The following is a 20,768-nucleotide window of genomic DNA, read 5'->3' as shown; positions in this document are numbered from 1 at the left end:
AAAATACTATAAAAAAATTAATGCGAAGTGGAAAAAATCAAATAATTGGTGGAGTTTGTGCAGGAGTTGCCCATTATTTTGATATTGACCCAACAATTGTTCGTGTTGTTTGGGGTGTTCTTGCATTTTGTTATGGAGCAGGAATCCTTGCTTACATCATTTTATGGGTGGTTGCACCGGTTTCAACAGACTATTAATTTAGAATTATAAAGTGAAAAGGAGAAGTTATGGCTTTTGGAGATAATGGAAAACGTAAAAAAACATTGTTTGAGAAAGTGACACTTGTTGTCGTGCTCATCATGTTGTTTGTAACCCTTGCTGGTATCTTTGCAACTGCGCTTGGAGCTTTTAGCAGATTCTAAGCAAGCTGCGAGAATAGAAACAATAACTAATGACTGGGTTCTCCCCAGCCTTTTTAAAGTGAGAAGAAAATATGAGTATGTTTTTAGATACAGCCAAGATCAAGGTCAAGGCTGGTAATGGTGGCGATGGCATGGTTGCCTTTCGTCGTGAAAAATATGTCCCTAATGGCGGTCCGTGGGGTGGTGATGGTGGACGTGGAGGTAACGTTGTTTTCGTGGTAGACGAAGGCTTACGTACCTTGATGGATTTCCGCTATAACCGTCATTTTAAGGCTGATTCCGGTGAAAAAGGGATGACCAAAGGAATGCATGGACGTGGTGCAGAAGACCTTCGTGTTCGTGTGCCACAGGGAACTACTGTACGTGACGCAGAAACAGGTAAAGTCATTACAGACTTGATTGCACATGGTCAAGAATTTATCGTGGCTCATGGCGGTCGAGGTGGTCGTGGGAATATCCGTTTTGCAACACCAAAAAATCCTGCGCCTGAAATCTCTGAGAATGGAGAGCCAGGTCAAGAACGTGAGTTGCAACTGGAATTGAAAATCTTAGCAGATGTTGGTCTAGTCGGTTTCCCATCTGTCGGCAAGTCAACTTTGCTCAGTGTCATTACTTCAGCTAAACCCAAAATCGGTGCTTACCACTTTACGACGATTGTCCCTAATTTGGGTATGGTTCGTACACAGTCAGGTGAATCTTTTGCAGTAGCTGACCTTCCAGGTTTGATTGAAGGGGCTAGTCAAGGTGTTGGTCTTGGAACCCAGTTTCTCCGTCATATCGAACGTACACGAGTTATCCTCCATGTCATCGATATGTCAGCTAGCGAAGGACGTGATCCTTACGAGGATTACCTTGCTATCAATAAAGAATTGGAATCCTACAACCTTCGTCTCATGGAACGTCCGCAGATCATCGTAGCCAATAAGATGGATATGCCTGAAAGTCAGGAAAATCTTAAAACTTTCAAGGAAAAGTTAGCAGCAAACTACGACGAGTTTGAGGAACTTCCAGCCATCTTCCCTATTTCTGGATTGACCAAGCAAGGTTTGTCAACTCTTTTGGATGCGACAGCTGAATTGTTAGACAAGACTCCAGAATTTCCAATCTATGATGAGTCTGATATGGAAGAAGAGGCGTACTACGGTTTTCACGAGGAAGAAAAAGCCTTTGAGATTAGTCGTGATGATGATGCGACATGGGTACTTTCTGGTGAAAAACTCATGAAACTCTTTAACATGACCAACTTTGACCGTGACGAATCAGTTATGAAATTTGCCCGCCAGCTTCGTGGTATGGGGGTTGATGAAGCCCTTCGTGCGCGTGGAGCCAAAGATGGTGATTTGGTTCGCATCGGTAAATTTGAGTTTGAATTTGTAGACTAGGAGATTGATATGGGAGATAAACCGATATCATTCCGAGATGCAGATGGAAATTTTGTTTCTGCAGCAGATGTATGGAATGAAAAGAAACTAGAAGAATTGTTTAATCGTCTCAACCCTAAACGTGCCCTTCGATTAGCACGTACAAAGAAAGAAGAAACACAGTCCAAGAAATAAAAAATTCCCGTGATTTTTTGATCACGGGATTTGTGTTATTCACCAAAGAAAAATGGTGGTGCATATTTTTTAAGACTTTCAAAACAAGCTTGCGCTTTTGTAGCATCCTCACAGATAATCATGCAGACATCATCTCCACAAAGCGTTGCAATGACATCTGGAAAGTCCAAGGAATCAATTACAGATCCAAATGATTGAGCTAAACCGGGTAAGGTTTTCAAAATAACTTGGTGTTGGACAGGACGCAACATAACAAGAGCATCTTCCATATAATTTTCAAGACGTTTTTCCCACTTGGAGATAGAGCCTGTATTTAACACGTAGTAAGAATGATCTTCTTCTCGTACTTTTGAAAGGTTCATGGTTTTGATATCGCGTGATAAGGTAGCCTGTGTAACTTGGATATCGTTTTCGGCTAACAAGGCTTGCAATTCCGCTTGGGTATGGATTTTATTTTTTGAAACGAGGGCACGAATAAGTTGGTGTCTGTGTTCAGATTTGTTCATAAGTGTTAATAGCTCCTTTTATGAGGGAATAGTGATAGTAGATTGTGCTAAATCAACAGTCAAGTGATAGTCTGTATTATCTCGAATTGTAATCTCAAAGTCTGTTGTGTAGAGCACTAAGCGGAGAATGTCTCCTTCCTTAAGTTTGTAAATAGTTGGTTGAAGCTCTAGCTTGAAGTCCATCCATTCATTTGGTTGGATTTCTTCGATTGTCAAGAGATCATCTCGGTTTTGAAGATTGAGGTAGCCTTTAGTGATGACACGTTGAGCACTTGGATTGAATGGCAGTTCACAGAGATTTTCTAACATGTGGTAACGACCATTATCAATTGTTCGGACTGATTGAACTGCTGGATAGGGTTGAAGGTACTTCTGTTGTCCTAGTTGGAGGAGTTGAGCAGATAATAAGCCCTTGTTTGTACTTGATTTGACACGAAGTTTCAGCTCCACTCGCCCATTTAAGTGAATGTCTTGACTTACTGGAAGGTCAATGGTGATTTGATTGGCTTTTCCTTGGTAAAGTTCTGTGTTGAAGGTTTGGTAAGTCTTGCCATACCGCTCAAAATTTGTTTGATCATACTGGTTTTGAATTACTTTTTCTTCAGTTCCAAGTGGGAAAGTATGCAGTTTATTCTGTTTGCCAAAGTCGTCAAGGCTCTGCCATGTTTGCGGTGCAGTATTGTCCTGCCAGATGACAGCAGGGAGTTGATAGCATGAGTCAAGTCCTAACAATTTCTTACTTAACAAGGCATTCATGGATTCGCGGAAGTCAATTGACTGCCAATTGTTCATATAGACATGGGCACCATGATGGAAAAAGAGGTGCTTATTGATATGAGTTGGAAGAGCATGAAACATCTGGTAAACATGAAGAGGTTTGACGTTCCAATCTTGAGAACCATGTGTAAAGACGACCTCAGCTTGAACCTTATGAGCATTGAGCAGATAGTTGCGGTCATGCCAAAACTGATTGTAGTCACCAGTCTTGCGATCGAGTTTCTCTTTTACCTTCTCTAAGTCTGCCTGATGAGCTCCATTACCACGAATATAATCACCAGCTAGGAGATTACGGGAGTAGGTCAATTCAGCAAGTGAGTCAAAATCCTCACCTGGATAACCACCTGGGCTAGTCACCAGACCATTTTCACGATAGTAGTTATACCAAGAGGAAATACCTGCTTCAGCGATAATCACTTCTAAACCATCAGCACCAGTTGTCGCGAGACCATTGGACATGGTACCTAGATAGGAAATTCCTGTTGTTGCGACTTTGCCGTTTGACCAGTCAGCCTTGACTTGACGTTTGCGCGTGTGGTCAGTAAAGGCACGACAACGACCATTGAGCCAATCAATGACATTTTTATAAGCTTCAATCTGCTGGTAGTCACCATTGGTCATGAGTCCTTGAGAATCTTTAGTTCCAAGACCCGATACATAGAGATTGGCAAATCCACGTGGGAGGAAGTAGTCATTTAGAGTATATGAGCTATTGATATGAGATAGCTTTTCTTCAGCTTCTGAGACGACTTCTGCTTGACCATGGGGTTCGACTACATTTAGCTTGGGCTCCTCGAGCTCAATGGTGTGGGCAGGTTTGACCTCAAGCTCTCCCTCCATTTTGTAGAGAGCCTTGTCACTAGCTTTGTCGTTGGTCCCTTGGTGATAAGGGCTGGCAGTCATAAGAGTAGGTACTTGACCATCGTAACGTGGGCGAATAACGCTGACTTTGACTAAGTCAGGGAGCCCATCTTTATCAGTATCCACACGACTCTCGACATACACGACTTCACGAATGACATCATGAGTAGAGAAGGTTGCCAAGCTCTTACGGTTAAAGTAGTGGTAGTGATTATCTTCTGAAATGAGTCCATCACTAACAAGCTGATCGATGAGCGTGTTTCCTTTTTTCGTTCTCGTATTGAGCAATTGATAAAGATTTTCAATGAGATCCCCATAAACAATAGGAAAACCAGTTTCTTTATGGAACTGTTCGGCATCCTCAAAGTCAACAAGATAGCTGAAGCCTAAAAGTTGAAAAACTACAGTATAGAAAATATCAGTAGTTAAATCACGCTCTGACTGGAAAAAAGTTAATAGATCTGTTTCGTTATCCGCAGCCAAAGTGGATAAGGCATAATCCGTGTTAGAATAAGTGAAAAAACTCCAACGGATGAAGTCTTCAAATTGCTTTTTTAAGGGCAGTTGAGGGGACAATTCCAGACCAAGACTTGCTAATTCATCTAATTGTTGAGAACTAGAGGTCGGAAGATAGCTAAATTGATTAAAACGCATGGTTCTCTCCTTTGAAAACAGACTGAATTTATTATATCAAAAAATAAGGAAAAATGGAATAAATAAACTTTAATGCAAGAAATTTCGTGAAGCGGAATACCTATTTAGTAAGTTATTATAAAATGATGAATAAATACTATAATAAAAAGCTCTTTCTTAGAATTTTTTATATGTGAAATTGCATATAGAGTCCGGCTTTATTATACTTTACTTAGTATAAAAATGTCTAAAATGACATTCAAATCCATCTTATAATATTAAAAATTAAAGGGAAGAAAGACGGAGAGGTTGTAAATGCTGATGTTGAAAAGAAAGCATCCGAGTTGCTTCAATATCCAACTTAAAATGGTATAATAGTAGTAAAACGAAAGCAAGGAGGAGAAGAAATGATTGCACAGCTTGACACCAAGACCGTTTATAGTTTTATGGAAAGTGTGGTTTCGATTGAGAAATACGTACAAACGGCTAAAGAATATGGCTATTCTCACCTTGCTATCATGGATGTGGACAATCTCTATGGAGCCTATCATTTTCTAGAAGTGACTCGTAAGTATGGCATTCAACCTTTAGTCGGTCTAGAAATGACTTTGGTCAAAGATGAGGAGAATCTCTCTCTTCGTTTTCTAGCCCTATCCACTAAAGGCTACCAAGAGTTGATGAAGTTATCCACTTTAAAAATGACTGGACGGAAAAATTGGTCTGACTTTACCTCCCACCTCGAAGATATTGCTATTATTGTTCCCTATTTTGAGGGAATCGAACAGTTAGATTTGGGGCATGATTATTTTATCGGTGTCAGTCCAGATACTCCTCAAGAAGTCTTTACTAGATCCATTCTTCCACTCTATCAAGTCAACTCTTTTGAAAAAGAAGATATCCAAGTTTTACAAATCTTGTCAGCAATCAAGGATAATGTCAGTCTGAGAGAAGTGGATCTGCATTCACAACAAGGAATCTTTTTACCAGCCTCAGACTTGGAAGCACGGTTTAAAAATCGCTTCCCTCAGGCGCTTGCTAATCTCCAAGGTCTGATAGAGAACGTAAGCTATCAAATCGACCCAAGTTTAAAACTCCCTCGCTTTAATCCTGAAAGACCAGCGGTCGAAGAACTTAGAGAGAGAGCTGAGCAAGGTTTGAGTGATAAGGGGGTAACCTCAGCTATTTATCATGAGCGACTGAATGAGGAATTGGCTGTGATTCATGATATGGGCTTTGACGACTATTTCCTTGTAGTTTGGGATTTGCTCCGTTTTGGACGTTCTCAAGGCTACTATATGGGAATGGGGCGTGGTTCTGCGGTTGGTAGCCTGGTGGCTTACTCACTGGATATTACAGGAATCGACCCGGTTGAAAAGAACTTGATTTTCGAGCGCTTTTTAAATCGTGAGCGTTACACCATGCCTGATATCGATATCGACATCCCTGACCTCTATAGACCAGAGTTCATTCGCTATGTTCGTGATCGGTATGGTAGTCAACACGTGGCACAGATTGTTACCTATTCGACTTTTGGAGCCAAACAAGCAATTCGTGATGTTTTCAAACGCTATGGTGTTCCAGAGTACGAATTAACAAACATTACTAAAAAAATCAGTTTCCGAGATACGCTAACGACGGCCTATGAAAAGAATTTGCAATTTAGGCAGATAATCAATAGCAAGATTGAATACCAAAAAGCTTTTGAGATTGCTCGTAAGATTGAAGGTTATCCTCGTCAGACATCTATCCATGCGGCAGGAGTCGTTATGAGTGACCAAGACTTGACGGACTATATTCCTCTAAAATATGGTGAGGATATGCTCATCACCCAGTATGATGCTCATGGTGTTGAAGCCAATGGACTTCTAAAAATGGATTTCCTAGGATTACGTAACCTGACTTTCGTACAAAAAATGCAAGAATTACTTGCAGAATCAGAGGGCGTACATCTAAAAATCGAAGAGATTGATTTGGAAGACAAAGAAACCTTGGCTCTCTTTGCAGCTGGAAATACGAAAGGTATTTTCCAATTTGAACAATCTGGTGCCATTCGACTCTTAAAACGAGTCAAGCCGCAAGTCTTCGAAGAAGTGGTAGCAACGACATCGCTCAACAGACCAGGGGCAAGCGATTATATTGATAATTTTGTGGCTCGTAAGCATGGTAAAGAAAAGGTGACGGTACTAGATCCTGCCTTGGAGGACATTTTGTCATCAACCTACGGTATTATGCTCTATCAAGAGCAGGTCATGCAGGTGGCTCAGCGCTTTGGAGGATTCAGTCTTGGTAAAGCCGATATTCTCAGACGAGCCATGGGTAAGAAGAATGCTAAAGAAATGCATTTGATGAAGGAAGATTTTATAACAGGAGCTATGAAACTTGGGTATACAGAAGAAAAGGCCAACCAAGTTTTTGCAGTGATGGAAAAGTTTGCAGGCTATGGATTTAACAGATCCCACGCCTATGCCTACTCAGCACTGGCTTTCCAGCTAGCTTATTTCAAGACGCACTATCCTGCTATTTTCTTTCAAGTTATGTTGAATTATTCTAGCAGCGATTACATTGTAGATGCATTGCAGATGGGCTTTGAAGTGGCTCCTTTAGCAATCAATAGTATTCCTTATCACGATAAAATTACCCAGAAAACAATCTATCTTGGTTTGAAAGCTATTAAAGGGATGCCAAGAGATTTTTCTTATTGGATTATTGAAAATCGTCCCTTCTCAAGTATCGAAGATTTCGTCACACGTCTCCCCAAGAATTACAAGAAACTGTCACTTTTGACACCTTTGGTTGAACTAGGTCTCTTTGATGAATTTGATAAGAATCGTCAGAAAATTTTAGTGAATCTGCCAAACTTATTTGTCTTTGTTGAGGAGTTGGGAGGACTCTTTGCGGATACAAACTATAGTTGGACGGAGGCTGATGATTTTACAGAGGCGGAGAAATTTTACAAGGAGCAGGAATTGATTGGGGTTGGTATCAGTGCCCATCCTTTACAAACACTTGCCAAACAAGCTCTTTATCCGACAACGCCCATTTCTATAATCACTGAGGGGAGTCATGTAACTCTTCTAGTTGAAGTGCAAAAAATAAAAGTCATTCGAACTAAGAAGGGCGAGAGTATGGCCTTTCTACAGGTTCATGACGGTAAGTCTCGACTGGATGTGACTGTATTTTCAGATCAGTATCGAAAATACGCTTCCATCTTATCTGAAGGAAAATTCTACTACATCAATGGCAAAGTTCAATCACGAGATGGTCGTCTGCAAATGATTGCACAAGATTTGAAAGAAGCAGTCGCTGAACGATTCTGGATTCAAGTTAAAAATCACGACAATGATAAAGAAATTTCAACTATCTTAGAACAACATAAAGGCTCTATTCCTGTAATTATCAGGTATGTTGAGGAAGAGAAAACCATTGTTTCCTCCCAACATTTTGTAAAAAAAGATCCCCTTTTACAGGAAAAATTAGAGGGAATTGTTATGAAAACGATTTATCGCTAAAAATACGGAAAATAGAAGAATTTTCCAATTAAATGTGGTATAATCAGTAAGAATGTTAAAAGAAAAAGGAGCATAACCAAATGAAACGTATTGCTGTTTTGACCAGTGGTGGAGACGCCCCTGGTATGAATGCTGCTATCCGTGCGGTAGTTCGTCAAGCAATCTCAGAAGGAATGGAAGTATTTGGTATCTACGATGGATACGCAGGTATGGTTGCCGGCGAAATTTATCCACTTGATGCTGCTTCAGTAGGAGACATCATTTCCCGTGGTGGTACTTTCCTTCATTCTGCTCGTTACCCTGAGTTTGCACAACTTGAAGGTCAACTTAAAGGGATTGAGCAGTTGAAAAAACACGGTATCGAAGGTGTCGTTGTTATCGGTGGTGATGGTTCTTATCACGGAGCTATGCGCTTGACTGAGCATGGATTCCCTGCTATTGGGCTTCCAGGTACAATCGATAACGATATCGTAGGTACTGATTTCACAATCGGATTTGATACTGCAGTTACTACTGCAATGGATGCAATCGATAAGATTCGTGATACATCATCAAGTCACCATCGTACTTTCGTTGTTGAAGTAATGGGACGTAACGCAGGTGATATCGCTCTTTGGGCTGGTATCGCAACTGGAGCTGATGAAATCATTATCCCTGAAGAAGGCTTCAAGATGGAAGATATCGTAGCTAGTATCAAAGCTGGTTATGAATGCGGTAAAAAACACAACATCATCGTCTTAGCTGAAGGTGTCATGTCAGCGGCTGAGTTTGGTCAAAAGCTGAAAGAAGCTGGAGACACAAGTGATCTTCGTGTCACAGAACTCGGTCATATCCAACGTGGTGGATCACCAACTGCTCGTGACCGTGTATTAGCGTCACGTATGGGAGCACACGCTGTTAAACTTCTTAAACAAGGAATCGGTGGTGTAGCTGTTGGTATTCGTAACGAGAAAATGGTTGAAAATCCAATTCTTGGAACAGCAGAAGAAGGAGCCTTGTTCAGCTTAACAGCTGATGGTAAAATCGTTGTTAACAACCCTCACAAAGCTGACCTTGAACTTGCTAGCTTGAATAAGAGCTTGTCATAATCAACTTTAACTAATCTGGTAAAATGACCATAAAAGGTCAAATTATATAAAGGAGTCACAAATCATGAATAAACGTGTAAAAATCGTTGCAACTTTGGGTCCTGCGGTTGAAATCCGTGGTGGAAAGAAATTCGGTGATGACGGATACTGGGGTGAAAAACTTGATGTTGAAGCTTCAGCTAAAAACATTGCTAAATTGATTGAAGCGGGAGCTAACACTTTCCGTTTCAACTTCTCACACGGTGACCACCAAGAACAAGGTGAACGTATGGCAACTGTTAAACTTGCAGAAAAACTTGCAGGTAAAAAAGTTGGTTTCCTTCTTGATACTAAAGGACCAGAAATCCGTACTGAGTTGTTCGAAGGTGAAGCTAAAGAGTACTCATACAAAACTGGTGAAAAAATCCGTGTTGCAACTAAACAAGGAATTAAATCAACTCGTGAAGTGATTGCTTTGAACGTTGCTGGTGCTCTTGACATCTATGATGACGTTGAAGTTGGTCGCCAAGTATTGGTTGACGATGGTAAATTGGGTCTTCGCGTTGTAGAAAAAGACGATGCAACTCGTGAATTTGTAGTTGAAGTGGAAAATGATGGTGTGATCGCTAAACAAAAAGGTGTAAACATCCCTAACACTAAAATTCCTTTCCCAGCTCTTGCTGAACGTGATAACGATGATATCCGCTTTGGTCTTGAACAAGGTATTAACTTCATCGCGATTTCATTCGTCCGTACTGCAAAAGACGTTAACGAAGTTCGTGCAATCTGTGAAGAAACTGGTAACGGCCACGTTCAATTGTTCGCTAAAATTGAAAACCAACAAGGTATCGACAACTTGGATGAAATCATTGAAGCTGCTGACGGTATCATGATCGCTCGTGGTGACATGGGTATCGAAGTACCATTTGAAATGGTTCCAGTTTACCAAAAAATGATTATTACTAAAGTGAACGCAGCAGGTAAAGTTGTTATCACAGCAACAAACATGCTTGAAACAATGACTGAAAAACCACGTGCAACTCGTTCAGAAGTATCAGACGTATTTAACGCTGTTATCGACGGAACTGACGCAACAATGCTTTCAGGTGAGTCTGCAAATGGTAAATACCCACTTGAGTCAGTAACAACAATGGCTACAATTGACAAGAACGCACAAACTCTTCTTAACGAATACGGACGTTTGAACTCAGATACTTTCGAACGTAACTCTAAGACAGAAGTTATGGCTTCAGCTGTTAAAGACGCTACTAACTCAATGGATATCAAATTGGTTGTAACTCTTACTAAGACAGGTCACACAGCACGTTTGATTTCTAAATACCGTCCAAATGCTGATATCTTGGCATTGACATTTGACGAATTGACAGAACGTGGATTGATGTTGAACTGGGGTGTTATCCCAATGTTGACAGATGCTCCATCATCAACTGACGATATGTTCGAAATTGCTGAACGTAAAGCAGTTGAAGCAGGTCTTGTACAATCTGGTGACGATATCGTTATCGTTGCAGGTGTACCAGTTGGAGAAGCTGTTCGTACAAACACAATGCGCATCCGTACAGTACGTTAATCTAACATTAAAACCTATCATTCAAGCTGTTCAGCTTGAATGATAGGTTTTTTTATCGAAATGGAATGTTTAATCAATAGGAATGGGAAAAAATTGAAAATTGTGGTATAATAGAACGAAAAGACCTTTTTAGTAAATTTTGAAAGAGTAAAACATGAGAAAAATTGTCATCAATGGTGGACGTCCATTGCAAGGTGAGATCACCATTAGTGGTGCTAAAAATAGTGTTGTAGCACTTATTCCAGCTATTATCTTATCAGATGATATTGTCACTTTAGATTGTGTTCCAGATATTTCAGACGTTGCTAGTCTTGTCGAAATCATGGAGATTATGGGGGCAACTGTTAAGCGTTATGACGATGTCTTGGAGATTGATCCAAGAGGCGTTCAAAACATTCCTATGCCTTATGGTAAGATTAATAGCTTGCGTGCTTCTTATTATTTCTACGGAAGTCTTTTAGGTCGATTTGGTGAAGCTACAGTTGGACTTCCTGGTGGATGTGATCTGGGGCCTCGTCCGATTGACCTTCACTTGAAAGCCTTTGAAGCCATGGGTGCTAAGGTCAGCTACGAGGGAGATAATATGAATTTATCTGCCCAAGGCAAGGGGCTTCACGGAGCAAGTATTTACATGGACACTGTTAGCGTTGGTGCAACGATTAACACCATGATTGCCGCGGTTAAAGCAAAGGGACGTACTGTCATTGAAAATGCGGCCCGTGAACCAGAAATCATCGATGTGGCTACCCTTTTGAACAACATGGGGGCCCATATTCGTGGTGCAGGGACTGATATTATCATTATTGATGGTGTTGAGAAACTTCATGGGACGCGTCACCAAGTCATTCCAGACCGTATCGAAGCTGGAACCTATATTTCACTTGCTGCAGCGGTAGGAAAAGGAATTCGCATTAACAACGTTCTCTATGAACACTTAGAAGGCTTTATCGCTAAACTAGAGGAAATGGGGGTTCGTATGACGGTCTCAGAAGACAGTATCTTCGTTGAAGAACAGTCCGATTTGAAGGCTATCAATATTAAAACAGCTCCCTATCCAGGGTTCGCAACCGATTTGCAACAGCCCATCACGCCACTTTTACTAACTGCGCAAGGTCGTGGAACCATTATTGATACGATTTATGAGAAACGTGTCAATCATGTCTTTGAGTTAGCAAAAATGGATGCGGATATTACGACTACAAATGATCACATTATCTACAACGGTGGTCGTAAGTTACACGGGGCAAGTGTAAAAGCTACAGACTTGCGAGCTGGTGCAGCACTTGTCATCGCTGGTTTGATGGCTCAAGGCCAGACTGAAATTACGAATATTGAGTTTATCCTTCGTGGCTACTCAGATATTATTGAAAAATTGCGTAGTCTTGGAGCAGATATTACACTCGTTGAAGACTAAGCCGTTGAGGTGATTATGAATATTTGGACCAAATTAGCAATGTTTTCTTTTTTTGAAACGGAGCGCTTGTATTTGCGTCCTTTCTTTTTTAGTGACAGTCAAGCATTTTTCGACATTGCTTCAAACCCTGAGAATTTGCAGTTTATTTTTCCCAGTCAAGCAAGTTTGGAAGAAAGTCAGTACGCACTTGCTAACTATTTTATGAAGAATCCTCTAGGAGTTTGGGCAATTTGTCTCCAAGGAAATCAGGAAATGATTGGCTCTATTAAATTTGAAAAAATCGATGAAATCAAAAAAGAGGCAGAAATTGGTTACTTCTTAAAAAAAGATTCTTGGTCACAAGGTTATATGACAGAAGTAGTTACCAAGCTTTGTCAGCTTTCCTTTGAAGAATTTGGTTTAAAACAATTATCCATCATCACTCATCTGGAGAATCAGGCTAGTCAAAAAGTAGCCTTAAAATCGGGATTTAGTCTCGTCCGACAGTTTAAGGGGAGCGACCGCTATACACGAAAAATGAGAGACTATCTTGAATTTCGATATATAAAAGGAGAATTCAATGAGTAAACACCAGGAAATCTTGTCCTATCTGGAAGAGTTGCCAATTGGGAAAAGAGTTAGTGTTCGCAGTATCTCTAATCATCTAGGTGTTAGTGACGGAACCGCCTACCGAGCTATCAAAGAAGCTGAAAATCGTGGCATCGTTGAAACTCGACCACGTAGTGGAACCATACGAGTTAAGCCAAAAAAAGTGGCTATTGAACGGCTAACCTATGCTGAAATTGCTGAAGTCACCTCCTCTGAAGTTTTAGCCGGCCAGGAAGGGTTGGAGAGAGAATTTAGCAAATTTTCCATTGGGGCCATGACAGAGCAGAATATCCGATCCTATCTCCATGATGGTGGTCTTGTAATCGTAGGTGACCGTACTCGTATTCAACTTCTAGCCTTGGAAAATGAAAATGCGGTCCTCGTGACAGGTGGTTTCTATGTTCAGGACGATGTTCTTGAGTTGGCCAATAAAAAAGGGATTCCAGTTCTAAGAAGTAAGCATGACACTTTTACAGTAGCAACCATGATTAACAAAGCTCTCTCAAATGTTCAAATCAAAACCGATATTCTGACAGTCGAGAAGCTCTATCGTCCCAGTCATGAGTATGGTTTTTTGAGAGAAACGGATACAGTAAAAGACTATCTAGACTTGGTCCGTAAGAACAGAAGTAGTCGTTTCCCAGTCATTAACCAACACCAAGTGGTTGTTGGGGTTGTTACTATGCGTGACGCAGGAGATAAATCCCCCAGCACAACGATTGACAAGGTGATGACACGTAGTATCTTTGTAACAGGCTTAGCGACCAATATTGCCAATGTTAGTCAACGGATGATCGCAGAAGACTTTGAGATGGTTCCCGTTGTCCGAAGTAACCAAACCTTGCTCGGTGTCGTAACACGACGAGATGTCATGGAAAAGATGAGCCGTTCCCAAGTTTCAGCTTTGCCGACTTTCTCCGAGCAAATCGGACAAAAACTCTCTTATCATCATGATGAAGTCGTCATTACTGTTGAGCCTTTCATGTTGGAGAAAAATGGGGTCCTTGCTAATGGAGTCTTGGCTGAAATCCTCAACCATATGACCCAAGACCTCGTTGTCAATAGCGGGCGCAATCTTATCATAGAGCAGATGTTGATTTATTTCTTGCAGGCTGTTCAGATTGATGATACTCTGCGAATTCAGGCTCGGATTATTCACCACACGAGACGCTCAGCTATTATTGATTATGATATTTATCATGGGCATCAGATTGTTTCAAAAGCAAATGTTACGGTTAAAATTAATTAGAATCTAGGAGAAAAAATGATAACTTTAAAATCAGCACGTGAAATCGAAGCCATGGACAAGGCTGGTGATTTCCTAGCAAGTATCCATATTGGCTTACGTGATTTGATTAAGCCAGGCGTGGATATGTGGGAAGTTGAAGAGTACGTTCGTCGACGTTGTAAAGAGGAGAATTTCCTTCCTTTACAGATTGGCGTTGATGGTGCAGTTATGGATTATCCCTATGCCACTTGTTGCTCTCTTAATGACGAAGTAGCTCACGCTTTCCCACGTCATTACATCTTGAAAGATGGCGATTTGCTCAAGGTTGACATGGTATTGGGCGGTCCAATTGCCAAATCAGACCTCAATGTGTCTAAACTCAACTTTAATAATGTTGAGCAAATGAAAAAATACACCCAAAGTTATACTGGCGGTTTAGCTGACTCATGTTGGGCTTATGCGGTCGGTACACCGTCTGAAGAAGTGAAGAACTTGATGGACGTGACCAAGAAAGCTATGTATGTAGGGATTGAGCAAGCAGTCGTTGGAAACCGTATCGGCGATATCGGTGCGGCCATTCAAGAATATGCTGAAAGTCGTGGTTATGGTGTAGTGCGTGATTTGGTTGGTCACGGAGTTGGTCCAACTATGCACGAGGAGCCAATGGTCCCTAACTATGGTGTCGCTGGTCGTGGTCTCCGTCTCCGTGAAGGAATGGTCCTGACCATTGAACCCATGATCAATACTGGGGATTGGGAAATTGATACAGATATGAAAACTGGCTGGGCTCATAAAACCATCGATGGCGGCCTGTCTTGCCAATATGAACATCAGTTCGTGATTACCAAAGACGGCCCTGTTATCTTGACTAGTCAAGGTGAAGAAGGAACGTATTAAAAAAAAAGGAGCTTAGCTCCTTTTTTTGTGTCAAATTTTATCAAAATAAATAAGCGTAGCAGACTTCTTACAAATTTATCCTTTTGTAGTAAAATAGGATTAGAATTTTGAGAAAGTAGGTAATTCGTTGGAGTCGATTATATTTCTAGTATCCGTTTTTTTAGCAGGTATTCTGTCCTTCTTTTCACCCTGCATCTTTCCTTTGCTACCTGTCTATGCTGGTATTTTACTGGATGATCAAGGAAATTCGAAAAGTTTCCGCTTTTTTGGAAGAGACGTTGCCTGGTCAGGCTTAATTCGGACCTTGTGCTTTATTGCAGGAATCTCCCTCATTTTCTTTATTCTAGGATTTGGAGCCGGATTCCTAGGGCACATGCTCTATGCAGACTGGTTTCGTTATGCTATGGGGACAGTCATTATTCTTTTAGGGCTTCACCAGATGGAAATCTTGCATTTCAATAAACTGGAAGTTCAAAAGACAGTCACCTTCAAACAATCAAAGTCAAATCACTATCTATCAGCCTTTTTACTTGGGATAACCTTTAGTTTTGGATGGACTCCTTGTATCGGACCAGTTTTAAGTTCGGTCTTAGCTCTAGCGGCTTCAGGAGGGAATGGTGCTTGGCAAGGAGCCGTGTTAACATTAGTATACACATTGGGGATGGCTCTTCCTTTCCTTGTTTTGGCCTTAGCTTCGGGCTGGATCATGCCCTATTTTAGTAAATTAAAACCCCATATGATTCTACTAAAGAAAATCGGGGGAGCCTTGATTATTTTGATGGGATTATTATTAATGCTAGGGCAGTTAAATGCCTTGTCAGGAATTCTTGGATAAAAGGAGAAAAAATGAAAAAAGTTATTTTTGCTGGATTGAGCCTCATGTCTCTATTCTTGTTGATTGCCTGTGGTGAAAAAGAAACCAAACAGACAAGCAGTCCAAAACAACCTGCTGTACAACAAATCGCAGTGGGTAAGGATGCGCCAGACTTTACCTTGCAGTCTATGGATGGCAAAGAAGTGAAGTTATCAGACTATAAAGGGAAAAAGGTCTATTTGAAATTCTGGGCATCTTGGTGTGGACCATGTAAAAAAAGCATGCCTGAGCTGATGGAATTAGCTGCCAAACAAGATCGAGACTTTGAAATCTTGAGTGTCATTGCACCAGGTCTACAAGGTGAAAAAACAGTTCAAGACTTTCCAAAATGGTTTCAAGAACAAGGCTACAAGGATATACCAGTTTTGTATGATACCCAAGCAACCGCCTTTCAAGCCTACCAAATTCGTAGTATTCCAACGGAATACTTGATTGACAGTCAAGGTAAAATCGGGAAAATTCAGTTCGGTGCTATTAGCAATGCAGATGCGGAAGCAGCATTTAAAGAAATGAAATAAAATAAAGAAAAAATCGCGATTGTTCGCGATTTTTTTATAGTTTTTCATTGATAAAGCGGATAAATTGATTCCACCAAACCTTCAAAAAGAAGGCTTTTTCTACTTTCTTTTCAGCGACCATTTCAAAAGAAGGTTTTTCAGAAGTGAGGTAGCCTTGACCAATCAAGTCCTGGTCATCATAGGTTAGGCTACCGACAACCTTTCCTTCTTCCAAAGGAGCAGTTTCTGATCTTGATTTTGGTGTGAATTGAAGAGCTGATGTTGTTTCACTTCCAACTCGTTGGACGATTGAAATATCTGACTTAGCAATTGCAGCTACCTTATCTTCTTTCCCATCAAGGACTGTCACTTTGCTATCTTTATAGGTTTCGCCTTTCTGAACGACAGTTTTTAAGGCAAAGTTTGCAGAAATATAATCTAAAAGTGAAGAAGTTGCAGTAAAACGTGCATAAGGGTTGCTATCTTGTTGGTCCGCATTTAAAACAACCGTAATAATACGCATCCCTTTTTCAACGGTTGTTCCAACGAAAGAAGCACCAGCTTTGTCGGTAGTACCTGTTTTCAAACCGTCGACACCACCACGATAGGCTGGCATTCCTTCCAACATATAGTTGGTTGAGTGGATTTCAAGTCCAGCAAAAGTAGAAGTTGGTTTTTTGGTGATTTCCAAAACTTGAGGATAATCTCGGATGAGATTACGAGCGACTATTGCAACGTCGTAGGCACTCAACTTGTTTTCATCGTCTTTTTTAGAACCAGGATAGATATTATCGCCAAGGGTCTCATTATTTAAACCAGTTGTGTTTACAATAGTTGCATCTTGAATTCCCCATTCAAGAAGTTTAGCTCTCATCTTGTCTACAAAGTCTTTCTCAGAACCAGCAATCTTTTCTGCTAGTGCAATCGCAGCGCTGTTTGCACTGGATACCATTGTAGCCTCTAATAGTTGTTCAACAGTATAATTTCGAGCTTCCATAGGGACGTTACTCGCCTCAGAATTGGTTGTAAGTTTGTAAGGATAGTCCGAAATATCGACAGGTGTAGATAGGCTGATAGTTCCTTGTTCCAGAGCTTCATAGACCAAATAGACTGTAACAAGTTTGGTAATAGAAGCAATTTCTACAGGCTGATTTGCATCTTTCTCGTAGAGGATTTTTCCAGTTGTGGCCTCGACAGCAATGGCATGTTTAGCAGCAACATCAAACTCCTGAGCAGAAACAGTAGAAACTGTTCCAAAAACAAAAAGTGTTATAAAAGATAGAATTATTTTTTTCATATTAGCTTTATTTTATCATAAAGAAAAAAATTTTTCTCGCTTTTATACTAAAGCCATCTTATCTTTTGAAGAAATATGATAAAATAAATAGAGGAGGATGCCTATGTTCCGTAGAAACAAATTATTTTTTTGGACAGCTGAAATTTTATTATTAACACTGATTTTCTATCTTTGGAGAGAGATGGGAGCGATTATTACTCCTTTCGTGACGGTTGTGAATACCATCATGATTCCATTTTTGTTAGGTGGATTTTTTTACTACATTACCAATCCAATCGTTACCTTTTTGGAAAAGAGATGTAAGATTAATCGTCTAATTGGTGTCTTGGTCACTCTCTGTGCTTTAATTGGTGCCATCGTTGTAGGGGTCGTCTATCTCTTGCCGATTCTGATTAATCAGTTGACTAGCTTGATTATTTCTAGTCAAAATATCTATAGCAGATTGCAGGATTTGGTTATTGATTTGTCGATGAACCCTATTTTCCAGAATATCGATATTCAACAAACAATTCAACAGTTAAATCTCTCCTATGTGGATATCCTACAGAATATTCTTAATAGCGTCAGCAACAGTTTAGGAAGCGTCCTTTCAGCCTTGTTTAGCACGGTTCTGATTCTCATTATGACTCCCGTCTTCTTGATTTATTTCTTGTTAGATGGACATAAGTTGCTACCGATGTTGGAACGTACCGTCTTAAAACATGATAAATTAAATCTTTCTAGCCTTTTAACCAATCTCAATACAACCATAGCGCGCTATATCAGTGGAATTGCGATTGATGCGGTTATTATCGGATGTTTAGCCTATATTGGTTATAGCGTTATCGGATTAAAGTACGCTCTTGTTTTTGCTATTTTCTCTGGAATCGCAAATTTAATTCCTTATGTTGGTCCAAGTATTGGCTTGATTCCAATGGTGATTGCCAATGTGTTCACGGATCCTCATCGTATGTTGATTGCGGTTGCTTATATGCTTATTATTCAGCAAATCGATGGAAATGTTCTCTATCCACGTATCGTTGGAGGGGTTATGAAAGTGCATCCGATTACGATTTTGGTGCTCCTCTTACTGTCAAGTAATATCTACGGCGTCATAGGGATGATTGTAGCAGTGCCAACCTATTCTATTCTCAAAGAAATCACTAAATTCTTGGCGAAATTATATGAAAATCATAAGGAAGCTAAAGAACTGGAAAAATCAGAATCCATTTAGAATCAGGGGAACCTGATTTTTTTGTGAACATAATACCGCTAGAATGAAATAAACTTGAATTGTATAAAGAAGCAGAAGAACAGCACTTTGTAAGATTCAGATTAATTCATAAAATATGTGTAAAACACTTGCAATTTAGCAGAAATTTGATAAAATAGTAAGGAAAGTTAGACTGTATTGCCTACTGTCTATCTATAAAATATATTTTATTGGAGGCTTTTACTCAAATGGCAAAAGAAAAATACGATCGTAGTAAACCACACGTTAACATTGGTACTATCGGACACGTTGACCACGGTAAAACTACTTTGACTGCAGCTATCACAACTGTTTTGGCACGTCGCTTGCCTTCAGCAGTTAACCAACCTAAAGACTATGCGTCTATCGATGCTGCTCCAGAAGAACGCGAACGCGGTATCACTATCAACACTGCGCACGTTGAGTATGAAACTGCAAAACGTCACTATGCTCACATCGACGCTCCAGGACACGCGGACTACGTTAAAAACATGATCACTGGTGCCGCTCAAATGGACGGAGCTATCCTTGTAGTAGCTTCAACTGACGGACCAATGCCACAAACTCGTGAACACATCCTTCTTTCACGTCAAGTTGGTGTTAAACACCTTATCGTCTTCATGAACAAAGTTGACTTGGTAGACGACGAAGAATTGCTTGAATTGGTTGAAATGGAAATCCGTGACCTCTTGTCAGAATACGACTTCCCAGGTGACGATCTTCCAGTTATCCAAGGTTCAGCTCTTAAAGCACTTGAAGGTGATACTAAATACGAAGATATCATCATGGAATTGATGGATACTGTTGATGAGTACATCCCAGAACCAGAACGTGATACAGATAAACCATTGCTTCTCCCAGTCGAAGACGTATTCTCAATCACTGGACGTGGTACTGTTGCTTCAGGACGTATCGACCGTGGTACTGTTCGTGTCAACGACGAAATCGAAATCGTTGGTATCAAAGACGAAACTAAAAAAGCAGTTGTTACTGGTGTTGAAATGTTCCGTAAACAACTTGATGAAGGTCTTGCCGGAGATAACGTAGGTGTACTTCTTCGTGGTATTCAACGTGACGAAATCGAACGTGGACAAGTTATCGCTAAACCAGGTTCAATCAACCCACACACTAAATTCAAAGGTGAAGTCTACATCCTTACTAAAGAAGAAGGTGGACGTCACACTCCATTCTTCAACAACTACCGCCCACAATTCTACTTCCGTACTACTGACGTTACAGGTTCAATCGAACTTCCAGCAGGTACTGAAATGGTAATGCCTGGTGATAACGTGACTATCGACGTTGAGTTGATCCACCCAATCGCCGTAGAACAAGGTACTACATTCTCTATCCGTGAGGGTGGACGTACTGTTGGTTCAGGTATGGTTACAGAAATCGAAGCTTAATTCGATTAAGTTCCCAGAAGAACAATTATTTAAGTCAGACACTAAAAGAATCTTGCCTTGCAAGGTTCTTTTTTCTTCTTGTTCTATTTGAAGTGCTTCTACTCTAGCAGTATAATCGTTTTTTTGGTATAATAAAGGTTATGGAAATCGAAAAAACCAATCGTATGAATGCGCTTTTTGAATTTTATGCTGCGCTTTTGACAGACAAGCAGATGAACTATATTGAACTCTACTATGCTGATGACTACAGTCTTGCTGAGATTGCTGAAGAGTTCGGTGTCAGTCGTCAAGCTGTTTATGATAATATCAAGCGGACAGAAAAGATTCTAGAAGATTATGAGATGAAATTGCACATGTATTCGGACTACATTGTCCGCAGTCAGATTTTTGACCAGATTTTGGAGCGCTATCCCAAGGATGACTTTCTGCAGGAGCAGATAGAAATTTTAACAAGCATTGATAATAGAGAATAAG

At 40.4% G+C, this 20,768-nt stretch carries 19 protein-coding genes; 16 read left to right on the top strand and 3 right to left on the bottom strand.

Annotated features, from left to right (window positions below; all coding sequences use genetic code 11):
* Positions 1–20 precede the first annotated feature (20 nt).
* From STO1_RS05630 to STO1_RS05615, 4 genes are all read left to right on the top strand, one after another.
* The gene (locus STO1_RS05630) at positions 21–197 is read left to right on the top strand and encodes a PspC domain-containing protein (protein WP_007519479.1); all 177 of its coding nucleotides are present in this window, start codon (positions 21–23) and stop codon (positions 195–197) included.
* Positions 198–227: 30 nt separating this feature from the next.
* Positions 228–362 (top strand): DUF4044 domain-containing protein, encoded by a 135-nt coding sequence (locus STO1_RS05625; protein WP_000863851.1) that lies wholly within the window; start codon positions 228–230, stop codon positions 360–362.
* 71 nt (positions 363–433) lie between these two features.
* On the top strand, positions 434–1,744 hold the full coding sequence (obgE, locus tag STO1_RS05620; RefSeq protein WP_009730069.1) for a GTPase ObgE: 1,311 nt from the start codon (positions 434–436) through the stop codon (positions 1,742–1,744).
* A 9-nt stretch (positions 1,745–1,753) separates the two neighbouring features.
* Entirely contained in the window at positions 1,754–1,918 is a 165-nt protein-coding gene (locus STO1_RS05615; protein WP_000502578.1) for a hypothetical protein, read from the top strand.
* A gap of 35 nt (positions 1,919–1,953) precedes the next feature.
* Here the strand turns inward: STO1_RS05615 and STO1_RS05610 are convergent, their stop codons facing one another.
* Positions 1,954–2,424: an arginine repressor gene (locus tag STO1_RS05610; RefSeq protein WP_001043015.1), complete on the bottom strand. Its 471-nt coding sequence runs from the start codon at positions 2,422–2,424 to the stop codon at positions 1,954–1,956.
* Positions 2,425–2,442: 18 nt separating this feature from the next.
* Positions 2,443–4,716 carry a Xaa-Pro dipeptidyl-peptidase gene (locus STO1_RS05605; protein WP_096422354.1) on the bottom strand — a complete coding sequence of 758 codons (2,274 nt, stop codon included), beginning with the start codon at positions 4,714–4,716 and terminating at the stop codon, positions 2,443–2,445.
* A gap of 386 nt (positions 4,717–5,102) precedes the next feature.
* Here STO1_RS05605 and STO1_RS05600 point away from each other — a divergent pair, with 386 nt between their 5' ends.
* The 9 genes from STO1_RS05600 (at position 5,103) to sdbB (ending at position 16,381) form a co-directional block, all read left to right on the top strand.
* The gene (locus STO1_RS05600; protein ID WP_096422352.1) at positions 5,103–8,204 is read left to right on the top strand and encodes a DNA polymerase III subunit alpha; all 3,102 of its coding nucleotides are present in this window, start codon (positions 5,103–5,105) and stop codon (positions 8,202–8,204) included.
* An 80-nt stretch (positions 8,205–8,284) separates the two neighbouring features.
* Entirely contained in the window at positions 8,285–9,292 is a 1,008-nt protein-coding gene (gene pfkA, locus STO1_RS05595; RefSeq protein WP_096422350.1) for a 6-phosphofructokinase, read from the top strand.
* 64 nt (positions 9,293–9,356) lie between these two features.
* A complete protein-coding gene (pyk, locus tag STO1_RS05590) occupies positions 9,357–10,862 on the top strand; it encodes a pyruvate kinase (RefSeq protein ID WP_007521685.1) in 1,506 nt (501 codons plus the stop codon).
* A gap of 154 nt (positions 10,863–11,016) precedes the next feature.
* Positions 11,017–12,276 carry a UDP-N-acetylglucosamine 1-carboxyvinyltransferase gene (locus STO1_RS05585; protein ID WP_001227106.1) on the top strand — a complete coding sequence of 420 codons (1,260 nt, stop codon included), beginning with the start codon at positions 11,017–11,019 and terminating at the stop codon, positions 12,274–12,276.
* Positions 12,277–12,291: 15 nt separating this feature from the next.
* Positions 12,292–12,843: a GNAT family N-acetyltransferase gene (locus STO1_RS05580; protein WP_007521687.1), complete on the top strand. Its 552-nt coding sequence runs from the start codon at positions 12,292–12,294 to the stop codon at positions 12,841–12,843.
* Entirely contained in the window at positions 12,836–14,113 is a 1,278-nt protein-coding gene (gene spxR / locus STO1_RS05575) for a CBS-HotDog domain-containing transcription factor SpxR (RefSeq protein WP_007521689.1), read from the top strand. The genes STO1_RS05580 and spxR overlap by 8 nt, the downstream gene beginning before the upstream one ends.
* A gap of 15 nt (positions 14,114–14,128) precedes the next feature.
* A complete protein-coding gene (locus tag STO1_RS05570) occupies positions 14,129–14,989 on the top strand; it encodes a methionyl aminopeptidase (protein WP_007521691.1) in 861 nt (286 codons plus the stop codon).
* Between the two features lie 127 nt (positions 14,990–15,116).
* The gene (gene ccdA2, locus STO1_RS05565) at positions 15,117–15,824 is read left to right on the top strand and encodes a thiol-disulfide oxidoreductase-associated membrane protein CcdA2 (protein WP_000443812.1); all 708 of its coding nucleotides are present in this window, start codon (positions 15,117–15,119) and stop codon (positions 15,822–15,824) included.
* Positions 15,825–15,835: 11 nt separating this feature from the next.
* Entirely contained in the window at positions 15,836–16,381 is a 546-nt protein-coding gene (gene sdbB, locus STO1_RS05560; RefSeq protein ID WP_000755589.1) for a thiol-disulfide oxidoreductase-associated lipoprotein SdbB, read from the top strand.
* Between the two features lie 34 nt (positions 16,382–16,415).
* Here sdbB and pbp3 read toward each other — a convergent pair whose 3' ends face one another.
* Positions 16,416–17,657 carry a D-alanyl-D-alanine carboxypeptidase PBP3 gene (pbp3, locus tag STO1_RS05555; protein WP_096422348.1) on the bottom strand — a complete coding sequence of 414 codons (1,242 nt, stop codon included), beginning with the start codon at positions 17,655–17,657 and terminating at the stop codon, positions 16,416–16,418.
* Between the two features lie 103 nt (positions 17,658–17,760).
* Here pbp3 and STO1_RS05550 point away from each other — a divergent pair, with 103 nt between their 5' ends.
* The 3 genes from STO1_RS05550 (at position 17,761) to STO1_RS05540 (ending at position 20,767) form a co-directional block, all read left to right on the top strand.
* Positions 17,761–18,870 (top strand): AI-2E family transporter, encoded by a 1,110-nt coding sequence (locus tag STO1_RS05550; RefSeq protein WP_000489825.1) that lies wholly within the window; start codon positions 17,761–17,763, stop codon positions 18,868–18,870.
* 227 nt (positions 18,871–19,097) lie between these two features.
* Entirely contained in the window at positions 19,098–20,294 is a 1,197-nt protein-coding gene (gene tuf / locus STO1_RS05545; protein ID WP_007521701.1) for an elongation factor Tu, read from the top strand.
* Positions 20,295–20,434: 140 nt separating this feature from the next.
* Positions 20,435–20,767: a putative DNA-binding protein gene (locus tag STO1_RS05540; RefSeq protein ID WP_000402066.1), complete on the top strand. Its 333-nt coding sequence runs from the start codon at positions 20,435–20,437 to the stop codon at positions 20,765–20,767.
* Position 20,768: the final 1 nt, after the last annotated feature.

Source organism: Streptococcus oralis subsp. tigurinus, from assembly GCF_002356415.1.
Classification (GTDB): domain Bacteria; phylum Bacillota; class Bacilli; order Lactobacillales; family Streptococcaceae; genus Streptococcus; species Streptococcus oralis_F.
The sequence above is the reverse complement of the archived record's forward strand: the minus strand, read 5'-3'. Positions and strand labels throughout refer to the sequence as shown.